Source organism: Dyadobacter ginsengisoli DSM 21015, from assembly GCF_059568735.1.
The window spans coordinates 695209-720674 of record NZ_JCANTY010000006.1 but is presented as its reverse complement, the minus strand read 5'-3'; the positions used below and the strand labels follow the sequence as shown (position 1 = coordinate 720674).

Sequence of the window (25466 nt, the reverse complement as noted above, 5' to 3'; positions counted from 1 at the left end):
AATATGGCAGAAGATAAAATGATGCGCCTTAGCCAAGTGGCACGGATCCTCAACGTGGGTATTACTACGATCGTGGATCATCTGTCTGCCAAAGGGTATAAGGTGGAAAGTAATCCGAATACAAAAATTAATGCCGATCAAATTGAGTTTTTAGCGAAGGACTTCAAATCCAATGACTTGAGAGCTTCTTTGTCACATAAGCCTGTTCCTGCAATGGAGGCGCCGGTGGAAGTCAAAGAAGAAAAGGTCAAAAGCGATGTGGAGGGAATTCTCTATTTCCGTAATACACCAAAAGTTGACGAAAAGCCTGCAGTGGAAGAAAAACCTGCCGAGCCTGCTCAGCAGCCCGCTGTTGAGAACAGACTGCCCGGTATCAAGGTTGTAGGAAAGATCGATCTGGATGCCAAACGTCCTGCGGCACAGCAGCCAACTGCACCCGTGGAAGAACCTAAAACGGAAGCTCCCAAGGAAGTAGTGGCTGAGACCCCGCAACCCGAGCCGGCTCCTGTTGCCCCTGTTCAGGAAGAACCTAAGCCTGAACCCGTTGCAGTTCAGAAAGAACCTGTGAAGGAAATCCCCGTGGAAGTCCCCGTTAAAGAGGAACCCGTCAAACAAGTGGAGGTGCCCGCTCAGGAAGCTCCCAAAGAACAGCAACAGCCTGTTGAGCAGATTCCTGCTCCTGCTGTTCAGAAAAGCGAACCCGCACCAGCGGCCGAACCTGTAACTCCGGTTGCTGAAAGCAATGTAAGCACTCCCGAAGAAGGAACAGGCGAGTCCGAACTGATTGAAGCACGTGGAGAACAACTCAGAGGTTTGCGGGTGGTTGGTAAGATTGAATTGCCTTCGGATAAAGCCAAGAAAAAAGACCCCGTCGCATCAAGTGACACATCTGCCGACAAAAAACGTCGCAGAAAAAGAAAGCGCATCCGTGACGGAGCAGCCGCCCCGGGTGAAAACCGCCCCGCTACCCCCGGTACGCCGACGGCGGAAACTGGTTCAACTGATACAGCAAACCGTAGTCGCCCCGCAACTCCTCCCGCTGGCCAGACTGGCACTCAGCAAGGTGGCCAATCCAGACCGGCAACCGGACAAGGAGGCAATAACCGTGGTGGCAACAACAGTAACAGCGGCAACAATAGTAATCGCAGAGGAAACCGACGCGAGGAAGTTTCCGACAAAGAGGTTTCTGACAATATCAAAGCGACAATGGCACGTATGGGTGGTGGTAACACCAGAAATATGGCCAGAGGAAAAGGAGGTCGCCGCCGTGACCGTGCAGATCAGAACGATCCGAACGGAATGGGAGACGAGGAAACAAAAGTATTGCGCGTAACCGAATTCGTATCAGCCAACGACCTTGCTTCACTCATGGATGTGACGGTACAGGAAGTAATCTCGGTTTGTATGAGCATGGGTATGTTTGTATCGATCAACCAGCGTCTGGATGCGGAAGCCATTACCTTCATCGCCGATGAATTTGGTTTTGAAGTAGCATTCATTTCTGCGGAAGAAGAGGTTCAGAATGATGTTCAGGAAGAGGTAGACGACGAGGAAAGTCTGAAAGAACGTGCGCCGATTGTGACGATCATGGGTCACGTTGACCACGGTAAGACCTCGCTCCTTGATTACATCCGTCAGGAAAACGTAGCCAGTGGTGAAGCCGGAGGAATCACGCAGCACATTGGTGCATATAGTGTAAAAACAAAGACAGGAAAACAGGTAACCTTCCTGGATACCCCGGGTCACGAAGCATTTACTGCGATGCGTGCCCGCGGTGCGAAAATCACCGACGTCGTCATCATCGTAATTGCGGCAGACGATAGCGTAATGCCACAGACTCGTGAGGCGATCAATCACGCCCAGGTAGCCGGGGTACCTATCGTATTTGCCTTCAGTAAGGTCGATAAGGCTGGCGCCAATACGGAAAAGATCCGCGAGGAGCTTGCTAATATGAACTTACTGGTGGAAGAATGGGGTGGAAAGTACCAGACTCAGGAAATCTCTTCCAAATCCGGTCTTGGTGTCGACGAATTGCTTGAAAAAGTATTGCTCGAAGCCGAACTGCTTGAACTGAAAGCTAATCCTGAACGTCGTGCTGCCGGAACTGTGGTAGAAGCATCATTGGATAAAGGCCGGGGGTATGTGACCACCATTCTGGTTCAGACTGGTACACTGAAAGTAGGTGATGTGGTATTGGCCGGTGCACATTTCGGAAAGGTAAAAGCCATGACCGACTATCTGGGCAAACGACTCAAATCCGCAGGACCTTCCATGCCAGTACAGTTACTGGGTTTGAATGGTGCTCCTCAGGCGGGTGACCGTTTCAACGTATTCGAGAACGAGCGCGATGCGCGTGATATCGCTACCAAGCGTGAGCAAATCCAGAGAGAACAGTCAATCCGGACCAGAAAACACATCACACTGGAAGAAATTGGCCGTCGTAAGGCGATCGGTACCTTCCGCGAGCTGAACCTGATTGTAAAAGGTGACGTGGACGGATCCGTAGAAGCACTTTCCGACTCGCTGCTGCAACTTTCAACTTCCGAAGTTCAGGTTAACATTATCCACAAGGCTGTGGGTCAGATCTCCGAATCTGATGTCAACCTTGCAATTGCATCTGATGCGATCATCGTCGGCTTCCAGGTTCGTCCTTCGTCCAATGCGAAGAAAATGGCTGAACAAGATCAAATCGAAATCCGTCACTACTCGGTCATTTACAATGCGATCGAGGAGATCAAGGATGCGATGACCGGTATGTTGGCGCCAACGATAGAAGAGATCATTACCGGAAATATCGAGATACGCGAAGTATTCAAGATCAGCCGTATCGGTACGATCGCAGGTTGCTACGTAACAGACGGTTATGTCAAACGTAACAACAAGATCCGCGTAGTCCGCGACGGTATCGTTCTTTACACTGGTGAAATCGACTCTCTGAAACGTTACAAAGACGATGTTCAGGAGGTGAGAAATGGCTACGAATGTGGTTTGAGTGTCAAAAACTACAACGACATCGAAATCGGTGATATCATCGAGAGCTTTGAACTACGTGAGGTGAAAAGAACGCTCTGATAAAGCGAATTTATATGCAAAAGCCTGCCCCATTTGATGAGGCAGGCTTTTTTCGTGTGTCGGTTCTGGGTCATGAATCCAGCCCGAGTTTCTCTTTGATTCCCATCAGAACGCGGCAGCATTCGGCGTAAAGCTGCGGATTCCCTTTGTCTGTCTGCCAGATGTATCCGTCGATCTCACGCGCATAAATCCTCGCAAAACCGGGATCGTGCTCAGCAACCGAACTGATATTATCCATGATATCAGCATATTTTACCGTCTGCGCAATGGGGCGGGACCCGATAATCCGTACTCCTTCCAACTCCTTACGCTGAGCTCTGTTCAACGCAGGATATTTTTCATGTGTATACTTGTCGGTCATATCATCGACGCCCGAAAGAATTATTTCGTCCTCATCGATGCCATAACCGAGATCGATAAGTTTGGAGGAAAGGTCTGCCAATGAACATGCGGTATCCTCTATCAAATCATGGCATAGCGCGATTTCGGTTTCAAAGCCATTTTTCACAAATCGCTCGACGAGGTCTGCTACGCTCAGCAAATGCGTGTAATATGGTGCTCCTGTGTACTTTCTCTTTTGATTTCCGTGCATATCCTTAACGAAATCAAAAAGCCTCCATTGACGATCGCTGAGCTCCATTGCATTTATCATTACAGGTCAAACCAAGAATTCCCATTCCGGGTATCTCACCGGAGCTAAATGCAATTAAACGAAAAGCCTGCAAACGTCCGCTTGCAGGCTAAAATTATCGTGGTAGGACGTAGCGGGTTCGAACCGCTGACCTCCGCCCTGTCAAGGCGGCGCTCTGAACCAGCTGAGCTAACATCCTCTTTCGTGCCGCGATATTAAATCAATTTTTGTTACGATCCAATTCAAAACGGTAAACTTTCCGGGATGGTATCCGATACAACAGCATTAACCCTACCACGAATATAATCAGCAACGCCAGGATACTGTTGCGCATACTACCTGTAATGTGCTCAACAGTACCGTAAATGAATGTCCCGATCACGATCGCCAGCTTTTCGGTCACATCATAAAAGGCGAAATAAGAAGCCGTATCCGTAATATTTTCTGGGATCAGTTTGGAATACGTAGACCTGGACAGCGACTGGATCCCTCCCATTACCATACCCACGGTGCATGCCACCATGTAAAATTCAATGGCCTCTGTGGTGTAATATGCACCCGTGCATATCCCGATCCATATGGCCACCCCGATCATTAAAGCATAGATATTTCCTATTTTCCCCGAAAGCCAGGCAAAAGTGTACGACCCGGCTATTCCTACCAGCTGGATCAGCAGAACGGTTATGATCAGGCTTTGCGAGGGAAGTTTCAACTCGCTCGCGCCAAAAATGGTCGCTACATACATGACCGTACGCAAACCCATCGTGTAGATGAAAAATGCGCTCAGGAACTTGGCCAGATAGGGCTGTTCCCGAAGGCGTCCATATACTTTACGCAGCTCCTTAAAACCATTGAATACCCAGTTGCCCGATTTGTGCTTCTCTGCCTTTCCTGACGGAAGGTAATGGAAGGGTATCTGAGCAAACAGGACCCACCAAAGCCCGACCGTGAAAAACGAAATCCTCGCAGGAAGCGACTTTTGGGTAATTCCATAAAACTGCGGTGCCAGTACCATGCTCAGGTTGAAAAGCAGCAACAGCACGCTTCCCAGGTAACCCAAAGAAAAGCCCCGTGCACTGTATTGGTCAAAACGGTCCTCGGTCGCAATTTCGGGCAGGTAGGAATCGTAGAAAACAATGCTCCCACTCCATCCGATCAGGCTCAGCCCGAAAAGGAATATGGCCGATGTCAACGTCTCTTTGGTAAAAAAATAAAGTAGCATACAGCTTATTGCACCCGTGTAGCAGAAGAATTGCATAAAGCGCTTTTTCTTGCCTGTAAAATCAGCGATGGCCGTGCACAGCGGCACCAGCAGGGCTGTAATCAGAAAAGAGACAGAAACCGTATAGGAGAATAATACCGAACTTTTGATATGCACGCCAAAAAAATCGATTTCCGGCGTCCCCGATGCACTGAGCGCCGTGGCACTGAAATAAACCGGGAAGATACTGGAAACGATCACCAACGCATGAACCGAGTTGGCCCAATCGTACATACACCATGCATTGATAATGGAGGGGATATTCTTTTTCATTGATAAAAATTTGTACAAAATAAGAAAAGCGACGGATCTTCTCCGCCGCTTTTCCAACAAATCGTGTATCACACCACCAGTTACTTGATGACAGGCTGGAAGACCATCAAAGTCTCCTGCTCTACCCCGTTCACCGGCATTTTGCTTTTCAGTTTCATCTTACTGTTCGAAAGCTCCTGGAGACCAAACTCCCCTGAAAAACCTGAAATCTTGATATCCAGCGTGGCTTCTTCATCAATCAGATACCAGGTTCCCCCATTGATCACCTGGCTGGACCGTTGGTCAATCGCCTTTACGACGGCATTTTGCTGAAATTGGATATCCATCAGCTTAATTCCCTGTGTCTGGGCGTTTAACTGATTGGAAGGAATCTCCTTGCCAGATAAGTCGGTGACAGAATACATGCGCCATGGATAATTGACCAGTATTTTGCTCTTCTCTGTCGGCTGCGGCGTTTCCTCCTTATCTTTGTCCTTGCAGCTAAAAACCAGAACCGATAAAAACAAGAGCGGAACAAATAGAAGTAATCTTTTCATGTTGATTGTATTTTACGTTTCAAGGCAATTTCCTGCATATTTATTAACATTGCCGCCCGTAGTTCCCGGAAAAGTGAAATTGGCGACATTGCAAAAGTAACGAATTTGTCTGTGCAAATCTTATGGCTTTCTATACAAACATCTATTCAAAGGCATTTTACACCGCTTTATTTGGCTTACTGCTCTACACAATACCAGTCAGGAGCCAAAATTGCGAGCCCGATTATGTGCTAAATCCGGTCAAGACCAACAATACCATAGAATGGGGCAAATTTCCGGAGTTCTCCCTTCCTTTCAAGATTATATACAGCGGGCCCCGGTTCGGCGATACGCAATCGCAGCCATTGAAACATGGTTTCAGCCACATTGCCGCATACAGCGGTCCTGAGCCAGGCTCCCTGAATGCCGGCAATCGCGCCGTATTGTGGTATGGAGTAGCCACTTCCAGCGGGAATCAGCCCTGGGCCGATAATACGCTCCGCAGCCCCTGGGGAAATGATACTGCTGCCTACAGGAGCTACTGGGACAACTATGCAGGGACCGTAAACAATGCCGACATCCTTTGCCTGGACATCGAACGCATGCAGCGGGAAGACCGCGATATTCTTGCATTGAAAACCAACAACCTGATCCCTCAGCAATACCGGAACCTGTCCGATGTGGATTTTATCGCCACTTACAAGAGAGATATCCGCTGGTGGTACACCGAGGCCGTCAACCGGCTCCGGGCAAAAGGTGTAAAATCTACCATTACCAGTTACAGCGATGTTCCCATTCGCAACACCTGGCTTAATATCACCTCCAACAGCTGGCAGGACTGGACGACCAACCTCGCCCGTACGCATTACCTTACCCAGGACAACGCAGGAAAAATCGGGGGCAGTTTTTACAATGCCATGGACTTCCTGTCCCCTTCCCCTTATTATTATTATGGCTATGACCATCCTATCGGCAAAGACTATCTCTCTTATCTGCTCTTCAATATAGAAGCCAATACGGCGTGGAGTAATAAACCGGTGATTCCGTTTGTCTGGATGCGGGTACATGACAGCTACGATCCCAACATCCCGCTCATTACGTCATTTATGGCGGAAGCCACGGCGATCTTTCCGTTTTTCTCGGGAGCAAAAGGATTATGGCTTTGGGAAAATCCCTTTCTTTCTGCTGACCGGCAGGAGAACTATGCGCCTTATGAGCATTTTATCAACGGGCTCTACCGGCTATCTGCCTTCAAAGATATGTTCGAGGGAACCTACCAGCTCGTTATCCCGCAGTCTGCACGGGACCATATGCAGCAGCAGAATCCCATCTGGCGGGGCGTCGTGAAGGGCAGCAACATCCTGATCGCCGCGCAAAATCCATATGCGGCAGACAACGTGGAAACGTCTGTAACCGTATCATATCAAAACTGGACGAGAGTCATTACATTAAAAGGCAAGGAAGTGTTTTTATGCAAATTTGACCTGAATGACACCGTTAATGGTAACGAGCCAGCACTATCGACAGTGAATGTATACCCGAATCCTGCGGGACAGGAACTCCACGTCTCGCTCACCAGCGTGCACGGCGCCAACGAGATCGATTTTACGCTGACGAACACCAAAGGACAAAACGTATTGCAACAAAAAATAAAATCATTTGCAGGTGAAACCAGGACGACTATTGTTCTTCCCCGGCTTTCATCTGGCATATATTTTGCCCGTTTTACCGGCAATAACAGAACCATCATCAAAAAGGTAGTAGTGCTGCAATAGCATTCGCCCCCATTCGCATGAACCGTCTTAGTCAACAAACCAGCCCATATCTGCTTCAACATGCCCATAACCCTGTGGATTGGTATCCCTGGGGAGACGAGGCACTGGCGAAAGCAAAAAGTGAAAACAAACCGATATTGGTCAGCATCGGATATTCAGCCTGCCATTGGTGTCATGTCATGGAACGGGAATGCTTCGAAAAGGAAGCTATTGCCGCAGTCATGAATGAGTATTTCGTCTGCATTAAGGTAGACCGGGAGGAGCGTCCGGATGTCGACGCAGTTTACATGGATGCTGTACAGGCCATGGGCGTGCGCGGAGGCTGGCCTCTGAACGTTTTTCTGCTGCCGGATTGCAAGCCGTTCTACGGTGTGACCTATTTGCCCCCGCAAAACTGGGTTCAGTTACTGAAAAGCATTCAGCAGGCCTTTCAGAATCATTACCAGGAGCTTGTCGGCTCAGCAGAAGGCTTTGTGCAGAACATGGTCGCTTCTGAAAGCCTGAAATATGGATTGGTTAATACCACTGTCCAGTTCAACACAGCCGACCTGGATCTGATGTTCGAGCAGCTCCAAAGAAATTTCGATACACAAAAAGGGGGAATGGACCGGGCTCCGAAATTCCCCATGCCGTCCATTTACAAGTTTTTACTACGTTATTTTGATGTAAGCCAGAATCCGGAAGCGCTTGCGCATCTGGAACTGTCATTGAACAGGATCGCATCAGGCGGGATATACGATCACGTCGGCGGTGGCTGGGCGCGCTATTCGGTGGACGAAGATTGGTTTATTCCTCATTTCGAGAAAATGCTCTACGACAATGCGCAGTTGTTGAGCATTTATGCGGAAGCGTACGCGCTCACCAGAAATCCCCTCTACTCGGACCGCATCGAAAAAACAATCCAATGGCTCGATCGTGAAATGCGAAGCCCCGATGGCGGATTCTACTCGGCATTGGATGCGGATAGTGAAGGAATCGAGGGTAAGTTTTATATATGGACAGAGGAAGAGCTTAAAGAAACGCTGGCCGAGGATTTTGGCTGGTTTACAAAGCTGTACCGCATTTCCAAAAACGGAAACTGGGAACACGGCTACAATCACCTGCACCTGACCGAGCCACCGCTACTGGCAGCACGTACCGCCGGAATTCCCACAGAGCAATTTGAAGTGCAATATGAGCAGGCATTACGCAAGCTTGCACACAAACGCAGTGAAAAAGTCAGACCCGGGCTGGACGACAAGATACTCGCTTCCTGGAACGGGCTTTTGATCAAAGGGCTCACCGACTGCTACCGGGCGTTGGGTCATGAACATATCCGCGATCTGGCTGTGGCAACAGGCCATTTCGTTGCAGAGAAAATGACATCGGGCAGCAAATTAAAACACAGTTTTAAAAACGGACTCGCCACCGTCACGGGTTTCCTTGAAGACTATACAGCGGTAATCGAAGGTTACCTGGGGCTTTATCAAATCACATTTGAAGAAGAATGGCTGCACAAAGCCCAGCAGTTAGCCGACTACACGCTCACCAATTTCTTTGACCAATCCGAAGGTTTTTTCCACTTCACAGACACCTACGGAGAAGCGCTGATCGCCCGCAAAAAGGAGTTGTTCGATAATGTGATACCGGCTTCCAATTCGATGGCGGCACAAAATCTGTACACGCTGGGTAAAATACTCGACCGGGACGACTATATCGAGATTGCCGACAAAATGCTCTCAAAAATGACCAAACTCCTGCTGGCGGATGTCCAGTGGGTCACCAATTGGGCCGCATTGTATTGCCAGCGGGCTGCTCCCACTGCCGAGATCGCCATTATAGGTGCTGACGCAGACGAGATGAGAAAGGACTTTGACCGCTTTTTTGTTCCTAATAAAATCGTGATGGGAACTACTACTTCCTCCACTCTGCCTTTACTTCAAAACCGGACGGATATCAATGCCAAAACAGCGATTTACGTATGCTATGACAAAACCTGTCAGCTGCCGGTAACCAAGGTGGAGGAAGCGCTTAGTCAACTCGCCGGCGTTTAAAGCAGCGGAAAATACCGCTCCCGGATCACATTCATATGATGTACCGGATGTCCCAATATGACAAAACCCAGGGCAAGCGGTGAAATCTGGGTCTGATTTGCCACACCATAACGGGAAAGCATCACATGATCCATGTTTTTGAACAGGGTAACGGTGCTCCGCCGCAGCTCGCGAAACTCATCCATCAGATCGGCAATGGTACGGGTAGCGGCCAAAGTATTGGCACCCATAATCTCCTCGTCATAACCCGGCAACGGTGTTTTATCATTTCTTGAAAACCGAAGAGCTCGGTAGGACATGATCCTTTCATTGTCGATGACGTGCTGTAAAATATCTTTTGCGGTCCATTTGTCCGCTGCATAAACCCGGTCGCCCAGCGCAGAAAGTTTATCCGCTTCTGCAAAGACGGCGTCGGGCGTGTACTTTTCAAATGCTTCCAAAATGTCTATGTCTTCGACCAGATTGATATAGCGGTCAAAAAACGGTGGCATCGGGACGATTTCCGATCTTTTCATGGTGTAGTAAATGATTAATGTATTCTGCGATATGGATAGTTGACGCGCTTGGGCTGTGACTTCACATTCCCCTCGATATAGGCGTAAAGCGAGTCGGCGGATTTGAAATCATAGACGATGCGCTGCGGAAAATCATGTTTCAGATTTTCAAACACAAACCGGCTGCCATCGATGGATTTTAGCTTGAACAATACCTGTTTTTCATCGTTCTGCCCCAAAGCAACCGGGGCGTAAACGATCTCTTTTCCTTTCAAATACAGATTTACCTTTTCCAAAGGCAAGGTGTCCTTACCCGTGAGTTTGTAGCTCATTCCTGAAAATTCCGTTTGGCTTTTCCGATTCCACTGTTCGTAAATGTCTCCATTCGTACGTTTATTGAACCAAGTTCCTCTAATGGGCGCCAATTTCTCAAAATCCTTCTGAGTAAACGCACTCTCCTGCGAGAATGCACAACACAGGACAAGCAAATTTACCAGCCCGGATGTAATTACTTCAAAGAGAGTCGAAAAGGTTGCCATAGTCAAGCTGTTTCGATGAATAGGTTTGTCAATATACTAAAATCCGGGTCTTTCAGCGATAACAACTGGACGCATTCCACTGAAATCCAAATAAATGAACCATTTATCCAATATTAATAACCAGAAGTTACTTTATTTCACACAAATTCAGCGTGTTGACGAAATGATTGGACGCTTGCTTATATGTACCTAAAATGCTTACATTTGGTTATAAATCCTCTAAAGTTGAGAAGAATAGCGTCGATAGGGTTACTGGTTTTGCTGCTCTGCAATACGTTTGGGCTTAGCTTTGCCATTCTTTTCTTTGAAAAGGATTATCTGACGGCTTCCGGCGAAGGTACCGGTGACCTGGTCATGAAAATGTACCTTCCCTCTCTTCCCTATTCCGGAAATCTGGAAATCTCCGAGAAAATGAAAGGGTTGATCCGTCAGGATGACCAGTTCTACAACGCCACGCAAATACTGCACCAAAATGATACGTTATATGTCACATTGCAGTCTAACCAGGCCGCCCGCGACCATTTTTTTGAACTGGCTAATGCCATGCAGGTGCTGAATGATCCTCTAAGTGATGGCCCTCAAAGCCCTTATGGAAAAGCAGTCAAATTATTGGGAGATCTGCTGAAAACCTACGTCTCCGGCCAGCAAACATTTGATTTTTCTTCCCTAAGCATTCGAAATCAGCCTGTTTTGGCCCAATATTCCTACGCCGCAGCACATTATCTGCCCTACCAGAGCTTGCTTACCTCGCCTCCTCCCGAAAACCTCTGATTGCTCTTTCCGGATTGTATAACCGCCATTACAACAACAGACACATGTCTGGTAACTGGTCTGTCAGCTGATACCCACACGGTTTCACTCTTACCTATTTAATTAATTTATATCCTATGATACATTCTTTACTAAAAAGAGGATGGCTATTGCTTGCCGGAATAGTGATGTCGGCCGCCGTCCTTCCCTCCGCATTTGCCCAAATGCCTAATGATGCCATTTACATGTCCAAGGGCACTGCTTGCCTGGCCGTTTCGTATACCCACAGCTCATGGGACCAGTACTGGGAAAATTCGCTTAAAAGAGAAAATCTTAATATCGGCACACATACAACCCAAAGTGTGATGCCGATGCTGGCCGTGGGAATAGTGAAAGACCTGAATCTGATCGTTGGAGTTCCTTATATCTGGACTCAGGCCAGCGCAGGTAACCTGAAATGGCAAAAAGGGTTCCAGGATGCTTCCGGTTGGCTCAAATACCGCTTTTTGAACAAATCAGGACTCTCTCTGCACGCAATTGCCGGTGCTTCAATCCCTGTTACCGACTACATTCCCGATTTCCTGCCTATGTCGATCGGCCTGCAGTGTAAAACCGCAACGGCACGTTTGCTTGCCAGCTACCGGCACAAAAGCGGCATTTACCTGACAGCTTCCGGCAGCTATATTTTCAGAAGCAAAATCAAGATCGACCGTGACTCCTACCAGGCCGACGACAAACTTTACAACACCAATAAGGTATCCGTACCCAATGCGTACGATGCCTCGGCAAGACTGGGTTACCTGAAAAAAGCCATACAGGCCGAAGCTTTTTTTGAACACGGAGCTTGTGATGGTGGCGACAATATCCGCCGTAACGACATGCCTTTTCCGACCAACAACATGAAGTCTTCCATGGTAGGAATCTATGCGAAATTCCAACCCAAGAACATCGGCGTTAATGCGCGAGCTTCACATGTGATCAGCGGCCAGAATGTCGGTCAGAGTACCGCTTACACCATTGGTGTTCTTTACCAATTCCGTTACACCAAAGAAGCCAAAAACTAATCCAGAAAAAGACTACGATGAAAATGACATATATATCTGTTCGCCAAGCATTTACACGCCTGCTATTACCAACATTGTCCGTGGCACTGCTATGGTCCTGCTCCAAAACGGTCGACGAACCTACCGCAGGTATCAATACGCCGTCGAGCCTGGAACCAACCGCGGGTACCTGGAAAACTTACGTATTGGGTTCATCCAGTGAAATTGCCGTGGCAGAACCCAATGCGGTTACCACCGACTATTATAAAGCGGAGCTGAAAAAACTAAAGGAAACAGCCGATGCCATTACACCGCAACAGCGCGAACAGGTGAATTACTGGGGCGCTGGGGCCGTTTACCGTTGGAATGAAATCGCAAGGGAACTCTCGGCACGATACAACACCCCGCCCGCATCTACTCCAGATGGGAAATATCCCCTGCCCGACGCCGCCAATCCGCTAAAAGATCCCAAGTTCCCCTTTGCCAATCCGCCTTACGCGGCACGCGCTATGGCTTACCTGAGCGTGGCCCAATACGATGCGCTCTTGAGTGCGTGGAATTACAAATTCAAATACAACCGGAAAGCACCTTCCAAAAACGACTCCTCCATCAAGACGCTGCTGCCTGTAAGTGATCTTCCTTCTTATCCGTCCGAAGACGCCGTCGTAGCAGAAGTATCGTGTATTATTCTCAAAGCAATGTTCCCGGGGGAAGTGGCCTACCTGGATACGAAGCTTGCTGAACACAAAAACAGCAGAATGTGGGCCGGTATGAATGTAGAAAGTGACATCACTGCCGGCTCGGACCTCGGTAAAGCGGTTGGCGCCAAGATAATGGCCAGAGCCAGAGCCGATAAAATGGGAGCTGCCAACAACCAGGCCAAAACCGCCGAGATGATCGCTAATGCGCGAAAAGTGGGCGTTACAGAACCTTGGGTCAGTCAGGAATTTCCTCCAAGGCCCCCGATGCTTCCAACGTATGGCTTTGTGAAGCCCTGGAATTTTGATTCAGCGACCGTGGTTACCCTTCGGCCCGAAGCTCCGCCGGTGATCGGCAGCCCCGCATTCAAAAAGGATATGGATGAATTGCTTGAAATCGCCAAAAATCAAACCCGCGAACAGGCACGCATCGCCAGTTTCTGGTCAGACGGTGTGGGGAGCTATACCCCTCCCGGGCACTGGCACCGCAAAGGAGCAGAGCTCTGCCACGAAAAACAGTTCAGTGAAGTTCGCACTGCCCGTACATTGGCACTGCTGGGCACGACGCTGCAAGACGCCGGTATCTGCTGCTGGGATGTAAAGTATTTTTACTACTACCCACGTCCGAATCAGATGAGCAAAAAGATCAAGACTTCGGTTGGCTTGCCTAACTTCCCCTCCTATACCTCAGGGCATTCGACATTCTCAGGCGCAGCGGCGGAATTACTCGCGCACATTTTCCCGGACCATAAAGCAGAAGTCGACGAAATGGCTTCCGAAGCATCCGTATCGCGGATCTACGGTTTGATCCATTACCGGTTCGACTGTGAAGCTGGATTATCCTCCGGACATAAAATCGGCGCTTACGCTGTTCAGCGCGCCAAAACGGACGGGGCGGAATAATTCATACCTCATTAATATAAGCAGCGGCCCGGGAATTGAAAACACCGGGCCGCTGCTTTACTCCTCAAATCAAATCTGCTTACTCCCGGTCAACCGCTGCCCTTTTAGCAGCCTATCGATCATTCGGGCAATGCGATCCACCTTTGTTTCTTCTTTTTTGGCGCTGTATACCCAATCGCGGAATTCTTTCCGGGCCCCTTCTGCGAGTTTCATAAAGTTTTCGTAGGCTATGGGCTCATCTTGCAGGCAATCGATCAATTCCTCAGGCACTTCCAGATCAGAGTCGTCTGTATATAACACCACACGCACCCAGTCCCCTTCCTTTTTCCCGATCTTCTTTCTGATTTCGGCTTTCACAGGCAGAAACAGCTGGCCGGTACCCATGGGCATGAGCCGATAGCCCATGAGCGGGTAACCATCGATTTGCCCTTTCACTTTCACCATACCAAAGCGTGCTCGCTGATTTTTTGGGACCTCAGAAATGATCACATACGTCCATCCACCTTTCCCCGGGGCCTTTTCGAGCTGATATTGTTTGTCCACCAAAGGCATTTCCATTACTTCTTTTTTTTAGATGATTTGGCGGTTTTATTGAAATGCAGGCATTTTTGAACCCAGGAATCAAACTGTTCACGCGTTGCATATCCCTCGGGATTTACGAAAACGTACCCCGTCATGTTCCTGCCGTTGTGTATCATCGGTTCAACTCCATTCATTTCAAGCGCCGGCTCATATTCATCAGGCCCTATTCTGCAAAGCAGCACGTCATTCCGAACACAAATGCAGAGCTTGTCGTCGACCATAAAAGCCAACCCCTGGAAGAGGATTTTCTCCTCTACCAGGGGCTGACCGGCCAATGCCTCACGGATGCGGTTAGCTATACGCTCATCATAAGCCATAAATCTGCTATACGATATTGTTGATATCAAACGGAAGTTTCCGGATACGTTTGCCGGTAGCAGCAAAGATTGCATTGCCCAGGGCGGGTGCAATGGGCGGAAGCCCCGGCTCCCCTACCCCTCCTGGCACCGAACCACTGTCTACCAGATGAATTTCCATCGGCGGTGTTTCGTTCATGCGCATGATATTGTACTGATGGTAATTGCTCTGGTCGCAAACGCCGTTGGTGAACGTAATGCCGTCTTTGATTGCCGCGGTAATACCCATGACAATGTTACCTTCCGTCTGCGCCTTAACGTTGTCGGGATTTACATAGTAACCGCAATCGATCACCGAAATTACCTTGTCGATTTTCACTCCGCTATCCTTTTTGGAAACCGTAATGCAACAGGCTGAAATGCTGCCGAAAGATTTAAAAACGGCGATTCCTTTTCCGCTGCCAGCCGGCAGCTTCTCATCCCAATTGGCTTTTTGGGCCAAAGTTTCCAATACCTTCCGGAAACGCTCGTCGGGGAGGATTTCCAGCCGCGCTTTCAAAGGGTCTTTTTTTGTCAGGTGCGCCAGTTCATCGATAAAACATTCCTGTCCCCAGCCAAAGTTGGAAGCATATACCGAGCGCCACCATACTACGGGAATGTCGGTTTTTACATTTGTCCAGCTGATTTTCGACGCAGTGCCAAACTGGTACTTGCTATTTCCGGTGCTGATTTCCTCGCTTAACCAGGGATCGGCTTCGTCGTCTTTCAAACCCTTGAATACCTGCCCGACAATGGATTCACCGATGGCATGATGATGGAACCCGGCGATCTTCCCACCTTCAACAAAACCTTGCATATGACTTAACATACCCGGACGATAGGGGCCTTGCGTGATGTCGTCTTCCCTGGTCCAGATCACCTTCACAGGTTTCTTCAATTCCCTTGAAATATGACACGCTTCCAGCAGGAAATCGTGATAAGCCTTTCTTCCAAATGCGCCGCCCAGCAACGTCACGTTGATTTTCACTTGTTCAGGCTTCACTTTCAGATAAGCGCACACGTCGCGCAATGCCCAGTCGGGCCCCTGCACAGGCGCCCATATCTCCACCGAGCCGTCATCCTTCACGTGTACGACCGCGTTCTCGGGCTCGATTGGCGCGTGTGCGAGGAAGGGCGTTTCGTAATGTGATTCCAGTTTGTCTTTCGCAGAGGCATATTTAGCAGCAAAATCGCCTTTCTCTTCAAAATTCACACCCTCCTTTTTAGCAGCCTCGTAGGTAGCCGCATAGTAGCCGGCCGTATCAACCGTTTTGGCATAGTCTCCATTGTCCCATTTGACATTGAGGGCTTTTTTTCCCTTCAACGCGGCCCACCAGTTGGTGGCTACCACCGCTACCGCTTCGGAAGTACGGTGTGGCATCGTACGCTCTGTTTTGATGACCTGCAAAACACCTTTTACTTTCTTGGTTTCGGAGTCATCGATCGACGCGACTTTTCCGTGGATCATCGGTGAATGCACAATGCTGGCATACACCATTCCCGGAATATCGACATCAATGCCGTAAACTGCCTTTCCCGTTACCCGTTCGGGCACATCCAGGCGTTTGTTGTATTTACCGATAATTTTAAAGTCTTTGGGGTCTTTCAGTTTGGGCTCCTTGGGAATTTCCAGCTTGGAGGCATCGTCGGCCAGCTCGCCATAAGTCAAGCTCTTTCCGCTCGCCTTGTGCAAGATTTTGCCATCCTGCGCCACACATTCGGAAACAGGCAAGTTCCATTTTTTCGCTGCAGCGCTCGTCAGCATTTCACGCGCCGCGGCGCCCGCCTTACGGATAGGCATCCACAGTTCACGCACCGAGCTGCTTCCGCCCGACGTCTGGCTGCCGTATTTGCCTTTTCCGTCGCTTTGCACGATCAGCACCTTTTCCAGGCTCACTTCCAGCTCCTCTGCCAATAGTGACGGCACCGCCTGGGTCGATCCCTGCCCCATATCCGGGCGCGGGTTGACCAGCGTGATATTACCCGCCGTATCGATGATAATGAATGGGTTGATTTCCAGTTTCAGAACCGCCGGCGCTATCTTCTTAACGGAAGCGCCCTTACCGAACCCTGAAATGCCGACCGCCAGGCCCAGTGTTGTAAGCCCTGTGGTTTTCAAAAAGTCGCGGCGGGATGTTTGTATATTTTCCAATGTCTTCTAAGGCTAAGGTTGATGATAGGGGATTATCGCTGTCCGATTCCTTTTTCGGCCACTTTCATTTCCTCTGCAGCGCGGTGGATCGCCTTCCTGATCCGGTCGTAGGTGCCACAGCGGCAAAGGTTTCCGCTCATAGCTACGTCAATATCCGCATCCGTAGGTGCCGGGTTGGATTTTAGCAGCGATACGGCCGACATGATTTGCCCCGACTGGCAGTAACCGCATTGCGGAACCTGTTCCTCGATCCACGCTTTCTGGATAATGCTCAGTTTGCCTTCTCCGATGCCTTCAATGGTGGTGATCTTGTCGTTTTTCCCCAGACTTGAAACCGGGGTCTGGCATGCCCTGGCAGGCGCTCCGTTCAGGTGTACCGTGCAGGCACCGCATAGGGCCATACCACAGCCAAATTTGGTTCCTTTCAGGTCGGCAAAGTCTCGTATCACCCATAGCAAAGGCATATCAGGCTCTACATCGACCTTCACCTTTTTGCCATTCAATGATAAATTGTATACAGCCATGGTGATCAGTGGTGATGATTAAAAATGGTGGTGAATAATCCTGTAAAGTATCACAAAACACAGACTTTTACAAGATTGTCCAGCGTGTTTCAGGCTTTCAAAAAAATGAGTTGGCCTAAATGATATGCCTCATGGTTAGTCCTGTTAATGAGAATATTAAGTTTATTCCGATGCGGTTCCCGCGCAAAATCTTCTTCGGAAATCGCCTGATGTTTAGTGAACCATTCAGTAGCATCCAACCCTGCGAAGTACCGCGACAATGTCTCGTTCAAATGCGCCCATTTTACTTTCAGCTCTTCCACCGAAGGGATTTCTTCAAAAGTCCGGTCTGCATTGCGTACAAAAATATCGTCCAGTTCAGGGTAAAGGCGCTGGCCAAGTCCCAATAGCGAAATCATGCCGTCGTTAACAGCCACCAGATGCCCGAGCAGGTAAACCGCGCGGTTCTTGCCTTCGGCCACCGGCTCCATCAGTCTTTCGTCGGAAAGCTTCGAGAGCCATCCGTTCAATCGCTGATTCTGCAGTTCCCAGTTGGAAACGACCATCTTGATAAATAATTCCTGACTCGTTTTCAGGGCGTTGGCTTCGTCTAAAGTGTTCATGGAGTTTAATATAAATGATTTGATGGTTGGATAAATGGATTGCTTTGTTCAAAACAACAAGTTGCGACCCGTCATGGATCGCAATTTGTGTAATTTATTTTTTAATATTTTTTCAGAGCGAGAACCCGTATCGGGCCACCCATCACTCCTTGATGTCTTTGCGCGCCTGGATAAACTCACGGTCAGTCTCTTGCGCCACCGCATCGGGCGGGGAACGGAGCGGTCTTGTCCCGTCCCGCATGCTACCTTCTGTTTTTTACAGGTATCACCAATTTCAATGCTGACCATATCGCATCGATCGCGCATACTTTCACATCAACCAATCCATGAGTCAGCGCCAGGTTCCTCACGACATCTTCCGTCACATCCGTGGGCACTTTTGAAGTCTTTTTGGGCCAGGACACCCAAACCATGCCATTTGATGCGATTTCGCTCTTCAAAGCAGCCATATCTTCCGCCAGACCGGCAGCACCGGTGGTAAAATAGTGAATGAAGTCCTTGACCGACGTGGTCTCCTCCAAAAAGTCAACGTCAGCCGGAAACGTTTCCAGCAGGTCGAAATAATGCTCCGGGGGATCGACCAACCGGACTTTCATGCCGGGTTTGAGTCCCAGTTTTTTAATCAGTGGTGTTTGTGAATAGCCTGCTGGGCTCATAAGGAAGTCTATTGAATGGGTCTTGAAGTTACAGTTTCGCCCTTTATTCCCGAAAGTTTTCTACCCAGATTTCGCCATTCCCTGTGTTTTCAGCTATTTTTAGCGTTTCACCATCTGCCTACCCTTAATCCTCAAATATGATCACCAATGACGCTGTAGTACTCGGCTTGCTGATGCTTATCCTTGCGGCCGTTTTTTATACGGCTTCACTCCGGGGCTGGAAACGGTTCTACACCGTTGTCCCTCCGCTCCTGCTTTGCTATTTTATCCCCGGCCTCCTCAACTCGGTGGGTTTTATCAATGGTACTACCTCGCAGCTCTATCCGGTTGTTTCCAAATATTTCCTGCCTGCATGTCTCGTTCTCTTCACGCTTGGAATGGACTGGAAGTCGCTGGCAAGGCTGGGACCCAAGGCGCTCATTGCGATGCTGATCGGCACGGCCGGCATTATGATCGGAGGGCCGGTCGCGTTATGGATCGTGGGTGCCGTTAGTCCTGCGACAGTCGCCGGCGAAGGCGCCGACGCGGTGTGGCGCGGACTGGCGACCATTGCAGGTAGCTGGATTGGCGGTGGGGCCAACCAGACGGCCCTGCGCGAGGTGTTTCATCCCAGCGATCAGCTTTTTTCACAAATGGTCGCTGTCGACGTCCTTATTGCAGAACTCTGGATGGCAGCATTAATCTATGGCGCAGGCGTTGCGGCACGCGTGGATTCATTCCTGGGAGCCGACAGTTCACAGGTCGAAGAAGTAAAAGCACATCTTGACTCGGATCAGAAGGCCAACGAGCGGAACCCGATGCTCCGGGAATATATCTTCCTGGCCGCCGCAAGCTTCGGAGCAACGGGCGTCTCGCACGGCCTGGCGGAAATCATCACACCGTATCTTTCCGCAAACTATCCGGCGCTCGAAAAATACAGCCTCACATCCACATTTTTCTGGATCATCAGCATTGCGACCTTGATTGGTATCTTACTGTCAATCACACCAGTACGAAAAATGGAACGTTACGGTGCTTCAAAACTTGGATCGGTATTCCTCTATGTGCTGGTAGCGACCATTGGTATGCAAATGGACCTGCGCGCCGTTGCCGATAATCCGGGCCTTTTTGCAATCGGCCTGATCTGGATCTCGATTCATGGTATTATTCTGGTAATCGCTTGTAAATGGCTCAAAATCCCGTTCTTTTTTCTTGCCGTCGGAAGTCAGGCCAATGTTGGCGGCTCCGCGTCGGCTTCGGTGGTTGCGGCTTCATTCCACCCGTCCCTGGCACCGGTCGGTGTATTGCTTGCAATTTTAGGCTACGCAATCGGAACTTATGGGGGGTATTTAACTGCTTTAATGATGCAGTGGGTAAGCAACAACTAACATGGAAGATAACAGCAAACTCGATAAGATCATAGAAGCCCGGATGAAGCTCAAAGCGCGTTTTGAGCAACAAATGGCCCAAACACCATCCGTTTCCGATCCACGGCCGATGGGAAATGGAGAACCCAACCGCCACGGTATGCCGAAGTTGCCCGTTGGACAGACGAGGACCGTCAAATGGCCTGTGCTGGATCTGGGTTTTAAACCCGATATTCCCCTCCGCAAATGGAAGCTCATCGTCGATGGTGAAGTGGAAATGCCTGTTACATTGTCTTGGGACGATTTCATGGCCCTGCCTCAGACCAACGATGTCAGCGATTTTCATTGTGTGACGACCTGGTCCCGAATGGATGTTCCCTGGGTGGGGGTCCGCCTTGCAGACCTCGCGGCACTGGTCATGCCCAAATCTTCCGCCACCCATGTTCTTTGCCATGGCTACGATCAATATACGACCAATCTCTCGCTCGAAGAAGCGCTCAAAGAAGATGTACTGCTGGTCCACAAAGCCGATGGAAAACCGCTCGAACGCGACCACGGCGGTCCGGTGCGGATGATCACCCCGCAACTCTATGCGTGGAAAGGGAGCAAATGGATCAGCCGCATTCAGTTCCTGCCTGCCAATCAGCTTGGATTTTGGGAATTGAGAGGGTACTCCAATACTGCCTACCCCTGGCGGAACGACCGTTACAGCTAAGCAACTCAGAAATCCAGTACGAGTCCATCGTAAGCCAGATGCACATGAGGCGGCAACTCGCTTTCAACTACCGCATGCAATCCCAGTTTGTGGCTGATATGCGTGAGGTACGCGGTTGGAACATTGAGCTTATCGATTAAATCGAGCGCCTGCGACAACGTAAAATGGGAAAGATGCGGCTCCTTCTGGAGTGTGTCGAGCACGAGCACCTGCGAGCCCTTTATTTTCTCCTGTTCTTCTTCGGAAATAAAATTGGCATCGGTAATGTAAGTGAAGTCGCCAATGCGATAGCCATACACCGGTAACTTGTGATGCATGACTTCAATGGGCGTAAATTTTACCCCTGAAACTTCAAAAGGCTCATTTTCGATGGGATGTAGTTCAAAATGCGGGACGCCGGGGTATCTTTTTTCAGAAAAAGCGTAAGCGAACTCGCTTTTGATCTGATTGAGCACTTCCAGCCGGCCATAGAGCGGAATGTCCATTTGCTGCCGGTGGTTAAAAGCCCGGATGTCGTCCAGCCCGGCGGTGTGATCCTTATGCTGGTGGGTAAAGATTGCCGCATCCAGGTCCTTCACATTGGCGCGCAACATCTGCTGGCGGAAGTCCGGGCCGGTATCGATGACGAAAGACTTCCCGTGACTTTGAATCCAGACGGAAGTCCTCAAACGCTTGTCATGCTGGTCACTAGAACGGCAAACGACACATTCGCAGGCAATAACCGGTATTCCCTGCGACGTGCCGGTTCCTAAAAATGTAATCCTCATCAGGCGTTTATTCGGTCAGATGCGCCACCAATTCAACCAGACGGTCAAAATTCAATGGTTTCATCAGCGCATCATCAAATCCTGCTTCTTTAAAATCCTCTTCTGAATAGTTTTTAGCATTACCCGTGATAGCTACGATCGGCGTTTTTGCCTTTTTCTCGTCCGACAATTTGCGGATGCTTCTTGCACACTCCATTCCATCCATCACAGGCATATTGATATCCAATAGAATAATATCAAAATCCTCTTTTTCAAGCAATTGCAGCACTTGCTCGCCGTTTTTCACGGAAGTGATTTCATAATGCTGAAATTCAAGAATCTTCCTCGCCAGGTTTTGAATTACTGAACTGTCTTCGGCAATGAGTACTCGTTTTGTGTATGACATACGATGGGGCAGGTATTGGTTTAATGTTTTTCCCAGGTCAATTTAGATATATTTCATCCAACATCGCAAACCGGTCGGATACGAAGTTTCAAAATTATTCTAAAAAAGTAAATAAACATCCTATACTTTTCCAAAGCGCCCTTTCGGGTGTAAGTTTGCAGTCCGATTTAGCTTATTATCCTTCTTATGTTCAAAAATAAAGTGATCCGATACAGCACGGTCGCGATGGTAATTGCGATACTTGCCTATTTCATTATCGAAAACATCAGCGGCGGCGGCACCTCTGCGGACGATAACTTCAACCCCGCACAATACAAAACGAAGATCCTCGAAGAGCGCGCCACCAAAGACGAGCAGTTCAGAACCGGCGAAGACTCCCCGATCAAGGACAAGGACAACTTTCACGGATTGCATTACTTTCAACCCGACCTTTCATTCCGTGTACAGGCCAATATTTCGCCTTACATGAAGGAGGATAAGGAAGTAATCGTAAAATATACTGACGGAACCAGCGAAAAATACGAGAAATACGGCTATGCCAATTTTACGGTCGGTGGCGAAACCCAGAAATTACTGCTGCTGAAAAACGAAAGTGTCATATCTGTGCTGTTCCGTGACGCCACCAGCGGCAAGGAAACCTACGGAGGCGGCAGGTACCTGGACTATCCTGTTTCCGAGATCAAAAACAATAGCATCGTACTGGATTTCAATAAGGCGTATAACCCTTATTGTGCTTACCAGGAAAGCTACGCCTGCCCCGTCCCACCCGCCGAAAACACATTGACTGTGCCGGTTTACGCCGGTGAGGTGACCGAAGACGCGACGCACCAGTAACTTTTACGTCATAAAAAGCTGTGCCCGGTCGCCCCAACCAGACGCCGTTCAAACTAAATCATTAATTTTGCAGCAGGCATAATCCCGGTTTCCGGTGCCTGAATTCTACTATCATTAAAGCATTCGCATGAAGATCTCTTATAAGTGGCTTAAAGATTTAATTGAAATTACTGAAACACCCGAGGAAATCGACAGGTTATTGACGGGCACCGGGCTGGAAGTCGAAGGTATTGAAGAGATCGAATCCATTAAAGGCGGGTTGCAGGGCGTGGTGATCGGCGAGGTATTGACGTGCGAAAAACATCCGGAAGCCGACCGCCTGAGCCTGACGACCGTAGATGTGGGCGGCGACGCTCCCCTTTCGATCGTGTGCGGCGCACCTAACGTGGCCGCGGGCCAGAAAGTGATGGTAGCGACCATTGGGGCTACATTATATCCAACCGGCAGTGACCAGCCGCTGGTTTTGAAAAAATCCAAGATCCGTGGAGCTGTTTCCGAAGGCATGATCTGCGCCGAAGACGAACTGGGTATCGGCACTTCGCACGATGGTATCCTGGTGCTTGACACAGAGCTGCCTAACGGCACGCCTGCCAGCGAATATTTTGGCATTTCCTCCGACTATCTGATTGAAATCGGACTTACACCCAACCGTGCGGACGCTGCGTCGCATTATGGGGTAGCACGTGACCTGAAAGCGGTTTTGAAGCGCGAGATCACATTACCGTCGGTTGAAGGATTCAAAGTTGACAATCAAAGCCTGTCCATCCCGGTAGAAGTGCGCAATGTGGAAGCCTGCCCTCGCTACACCGGTCTGACGATTTCAAATATCAAAGTAGCCGAGTCGCCCGAATGGTTGAAGCAACGGCTGCACACAATTGGTATCCGGTCGATCAACAACATCGTCGATATTACAAACTACGTCTGCCATGAGCTGGGGCAACCGATGCACGCATTCGATGCAGATAAAGTTTTGGGTAAAAAAGTAATTGTCACCACAATTACTGAGGGCTCCCCATTCGTTACTTTGGACGGAGTAGAGCGCAAAATCTCCGCTAACGACCTGATGATCTGCTGCGAAGGCATTGATGGCAATCCGGAACCGATGTGCATTGCAGGTGTTTTCGGCGGGCTTACTTCCGGTGTTACCGAAACAACTACCTCTATTTTCCTCGAATCAGCTTATTTCTCCCCCGTGTGGGTACGCCGGACCGCACAGCGTTTCGCGTTGAAAACCGACTCATCATTCCGTTTCGAGCGTGGTACCGATCCTAATATGCCGCTTTTCGCATTGAAACGGGCGGCCTTGCTCATCCAGGAAATTGCAGGCGGCACGATTTCTTCTGAGACCGTTGACATCTACCCTGAACCAGTCGCAGATTTCCGGGTGGCTATGAAGTATCGCAATATCGACCGGCTCATCGGAAAATCGCTGAAAAAGGATCTGATCAAGGGCATTCTTGAAAGTCTCGATATCCGCGTGGAGGATGAAACGGAAAACGGCTTCACCGCCGTCGTTGCCCCCTACCGCGTCGATGTAACGCGGGAAGCCGATGTGATTGAAGAAATCCTTCGCATTTACGGGTTCGGGCAAGTGGAATTGTCGGATGCACTCAGCTCCGATTATATTTCCGATTTCCCGGTGAATGATCCGGAAAAACTGAAACTGCGCATCGCTGAACTATTGGTAGCCAACGGTTTCAATGAAATGATCAACAACTCATTGACCAAACCCGAGTACCAGGCATTGTTGGGCGGGAGTCTGCCGGGCAGTCCTGTCAAAATCCTGAATTACCTAAGCGAGGACCTCTCGGTAATGCGTCAGACATTGCTTTTTTCAGGACTTGAAGTAGTCGCATATAACAGCAACCGTCGCCAGAAGGACCTGAAACTTTTTGAATTTGGAAATACCTACCATCAGCTCAATGAAAAGTATGTCGAAAAGGAAAGATTATCGCTTTTCCTGACAGGCAATGCGCATCAGGAAACATGGTTCGAGAAATCGCAAGAAGTGGTTTTCCATGATCTGGCAGGATTCACCAACCAGGTTTTAAATGCACTCAAAATCAAGGATGTGGAAAAGCAAGACGCTGATCCGGCGATTTTCAAAAGGGGTCTGACCCTGGTTGTAAATAAAAAACCGATTGTCTCGCTGGGTCTGCTGAATCCGGCGATAGCCAAGAAACTGGACATCAAGGCGCCGGTTTATTATGCCGACTTCGACTGGGAATATCTGCTGCGTCAGTACAATGCGGCGGTAGAGTACAAAGAAGTACCCAAGTTCCCCGAAGTTCGTCGTGATCTCTCGGTGGTGGTAAACAAGCAGGTTACTTTTGAAGCGCTTCGCCAGGCGGCCTACAAAACCGAACGCAGCCTGTTACGTGCTGTCAATGTTTTTGACGTTTACGAAGGTGCCAATCTGGAAGGCAAAAAGTCGTACTCGATCAGCTTTATCTTACAGGATGAGCAGCAGACACTCACAGACAAGGTGATCGACAAATCGATGCAGCGCCTGATTGCCACTTACGAACGCGAATTCGAAGCCGTGATCAGAAAGTAAACAGTTTTTTCGTTTGTCGGATTT

At 49.2% G+C, this 25466-nt stretch carries 23 protein-coding genes and 1 tRNA gene; 10 read left to right on the top strand and 14 right to left on the bottom strand.

Annotation, left to right across the window (positions count from 1 at the left end):
- The first annotated feature begins 3 nt into the window (after positions 1 to 3).
- Positions 4 to 3072, top strand: a complete 3069-nt coding sequence (gene infB, locus BP71_RS24735; RefSeq protein ID WP_496384240.1) for a translation initiation factor IF-2 — start codon at positions 4 to 6, stop codon at positions 3070 to 3072.
- A gap of 70 nt (positions 3073 to 3142) precedes the next feature.
- Here infB and BP71_RS24730 read toward each other — a convergent pair whose 3' ends face one another.
- The 4 genes from BP71_RS24730 to BP71_RS24715 form a co-directional block, all read right to left on the bottom strand.
- The gene (locus BP71_RS24730; protein ID WP_496384238.1) at positions 3143 to 3712 is read right to left on the bottom strand and encodes an HD domain-containing protein; all 570 of its coding nucleotides are present in this window, start codon (positions 3710 to 3712) and stop codon (positions 3143 to 3145) included.
- A gap of 112 nt (positions 3713 to 3824) precedes the next feature.
- Positions 3825 to 3902 (bottom strand) — tRNA-Val (locus tag BP71_RS24725).
- 21 nt (positions 3903 to 3923) lie between these two features.
- Entirely contained in the window at positions 3924 to 5237 is a 1314-nt protein-coding gene (locus BP71_RS24720) for an MFS transporter (protein WP_496384236.1), read from the bottom strand.
- 80 nt (positions 5238 to 5317) lie between these two features.
- On the bottom strand, positions 5318 to 5773 hold the full coding sequence (locus tag BP71_RS24715) for a hypothetical protein (protein ID WP_496384234.1): 456 nt from the start codon (positions 5771 to 5773) through the stop codon (positions 5318 to 5320).
- 122 nt (positions 5774 to 5895) lie between these two features.
- On the opposite strand from BP71_RS24715, the gene BP71_RS24710 reads away from it, so the two are divergent.
- Positions 5896 to 7527, top strand: coding sequence for a T9SS type A sorting domain-containing protein (locus BP71_RS24710; RefSeq protein WP_496384232.1), 1632 nt, complete (start codon positions 5896 to 5898; stop codon positions 7525 to 7527).
- A gap of 17 nt (positions 7528 to 7544) precedes the next feature.
- Positions 7545 to 9560: a thioredoxin domain-containing protein gene (locus BP71_RS24705; protein ID WP_496384230.1), complete on the top strand. Its 2016-nt coding sequence runs from the start codon at positions 7545 to 7547 to the stop codon at positions 9558 to 9560.
- On the opposite strand, the gene BP71_RS24700 is transcribed toward BP71_RS24705, so the two are convergent.
- On the bottom strand, positions 9557 to 10075 hold the full coding sequence (locus BP71_RS24700; protein WP_496384228.1) for a DinB family protein: 519 nt from the start codon (positions 10073 to 10075) through the stop codon (positions 9557 to 9559). The two genes, BP71_RS24705 and BP71_RS24700, sit on opposite strands and share 4 nt — an antisense overlap.
- Positions 10076 to 10089: 14 nt before the next feature.
- Positions 10090 to 10593 carry a DUF6265 family protein gene (locus BP71_RS24695; RefSeq protein ID WP_496384226.1) on the bottom strand — a complete coding sequence of 168 codons (504 nt, stop codon included), beginning with the start codon at positions 10591 to 10593 and terminating at the stop codon, positions 10090 to 10092.
- A 225-nt stretch (positions 10594 to 10818) separates the two neighbouring features.
- Here BP71_RS24695 and BP71_RS24690 point away from each other — a divergent pair, with 225 nt between their 5' ends.
- The 3 genes from BP71_RS24690 to BP71_RS24680 all read left to right on the top strand — a co-directional run bounded on the left by BP71_RS24690 (position 10819) and on the right by BP71_RS24680 (position 13987).
- On the top strand, positions 10819 to 11364 hold the full coding sequence (locus BP71_RS24690) for a hypothetical protein (protein ID WP_496384224.1): 546 nt from the start codon (positions 10819 to 10821) through the stop codon (positions 11362 to 11364).
- A gap of 116 nt (positions 11365 to 11480) precedes the next feature.
- Positions 11481 to 12407 (top strand): hypothetical protein, encoded by a 927-nt coding sequence (locus BP71_RS24685; protein WP_496384222.1) that lies wholly within the window; start codon positions 11481 to 11483, stop codon positions 12405 to 12407.
- 17 nt (positions 12408 to 12424) lie between these two features.
- Complete coding sequence (locus BP71_RS24680; RefSeq protein ID WP_496384220.1) at positions 12425 to 13987, top strand: phosphatase PAP2 family protein; 1563 nt, start codon at positions 12425 to 12427, stop codon at positions 13985 to 13987.
- Between the two features lie 69 nt (positions 13988 to 14056).
- Here BP71_RS24680 and BP71_RS24675 read toward each other — a convergent pair whose 3' ends face one another.
- The 6 genes from BP71_RS24675 to BP71_RS24650 all read right to left on the bottom strand — a co-directional run bounded on the left by BP71_RS24675 (position 14057) and on the right by BP71_RS24650 (position 18838).
- Positions 14057 to 14545: a YdeI/OmpD-associated family protein gene (locus tag BP71_RS24675; protein ID WP_496384218.1), complete on the bottom strand. Its 489-nt coding sequence runs from the start codon at positions 14543 to 14545 to the stop codon at positions 14057 to 14059.
- A complete protein-coding gene (locus BP71_RS24670) occupies positions 14545 to 14886 on the bottom strand; it encodes a TfoX/Sxy family protein (RefSeq protein ID WP_496384216.1) in 342 nt (113 codons plus the stop codon). Before BP71_RS24670 ends, BP71_RS24675 begins: the two co-directional genes overlap by 1 nt.
- Before the next feature lie 7 nt (positions 14887 to 14893).
- Positions 14894 to 17056 (bottom strand): xanthine dehydrogenase family protein molybdopterin-binding subunit, encoded by a 2163-nt coding sequence (locus BP71_RS24665; protein WP_496384214.1) that lies wholly within the window; start codon positions 17054 to 17056, stop codon positions 14894 to 14896.
- Between the two features lie 32 nt (positions 17057 to 17088).
- The gene (locus BP71_RS24660; protein WP_496384212.1) at positions 17089 to 17580 is read right to left on the bottom strand and encodes a (2Fe-2S)-binding protein; all 492 of its coding nucleotides are present in this window, start codon (positions 17578 to 17580) and stop codon (positions 17089 to 17091) included.
- Positions 17581 to 17669: 89 nt separating this feature from the next.
- Complete coding sequence (locus tag BP71_RS24655; RefSeq protein WP_496384210.1) at positions 17670 to 18182, bottom strand: DinB family protein; 513 nt, start codon at positions 18180 to 18182, stop codon at positions 17670 to 17672.
- 242 nt (positions 18183 to 18424) lie between these two features.
- Positions 18425 to 18838 carry a DUF3052 domain-containing protein gene (locus tag BP71_RS24650; protein WP_496384208.1) on the bottom strand — a complete coding sequence of 138 codons (414 nt, stop codon included), beginning with the start codon at positions 18836 to 18838 and terminating at the stop codon, positions 18425 to 18427.
- 137 nt (positions 18839 to 18975) lie between these two features.
- Between BP71_RS24650 and BP71_RS24645 the strand changes: the two genes are divergently transcribed.
- Positions 18976 to 20205, top strand: coding sequence for a DUF819 family protein (locus BP71_RS24645; RefSeq protein WP_496384206.1), 1230 nt, complete (start codon positions 18976 to 18978; stop codon positions 20203 to 20205).
- Between the two features lies 1 nt (position 20206).
- The gene (locus BP71_RS24640) at positions 20207 to 20899 is read left to right on the top strand and encodes a molybdopterin-dependent oxidoreductase (protein WP_496384204.1); all 693 of its coding nucleotides are present in this window, start codon (positions 20207 to 20209) and stop codon (positions 20897 to 20899) included.
- 5 nt (positions 20900 to 20904) lie between these two features.
- Here BP71_RS24640 and BP71_RS24635 read toward each other — a convergent pair whose 3' ends face one another.
- The gene (locus BP71_RS24635) at positions 20905 to 21666 is read right to left on the bottom strand and encodes an MBL fold metallo-hydrolase (protein WP_496384202.1); all 762 of its coding nucleotides are present in this window, start codon (positions 21664 to 21666) and stop codon (positions 20905 to 20907) included.
- 7 nt (positions 21667 to 21673) lie between these two features.
- Positions 21674 to 22051: a response regulator gene (locus BP71_RS24630; protein ID WP_496384200.1), complete on the bottom strand. Its 378-nt coding sequence runs from the start codon at positions 22049 to 22051 to the stop codon at positions 21674 to 21676.
- A gap of 186 nt (positions 22052 to 22237) precedes the next feature.
- On the opposite strand from BP71_RS24630, the gene BP71_RS24625 reads away from it, so the two are divergent.
- Positions 22238 to 22885: a DUF1684 domain-containing protein gene (locus BP71_RS24625; protein ID WP_496384198.1), complete on the top strand. Its 648-nt coding sequence runs from the start codon at positions 22238 to 22240 to the stop codon at positions 22883 to 22885.
- A gap of 127 nt (positions 22886 to 23012) precedes the next feature.
- Positions 23013 to 25442: a phenylalanine--tRNA ligase subunit beta gene (gene pheT, locus BP71_RS24620; protein WP_496384196.1), complete on the top strand. Its 2430-nt coding sequence runs from the start codon at positions 23013 to 23015 to the stop codon at positions 25440 to 25442.
- Positions 25443 to 25466: the final 24 nt, after the last annotated feature.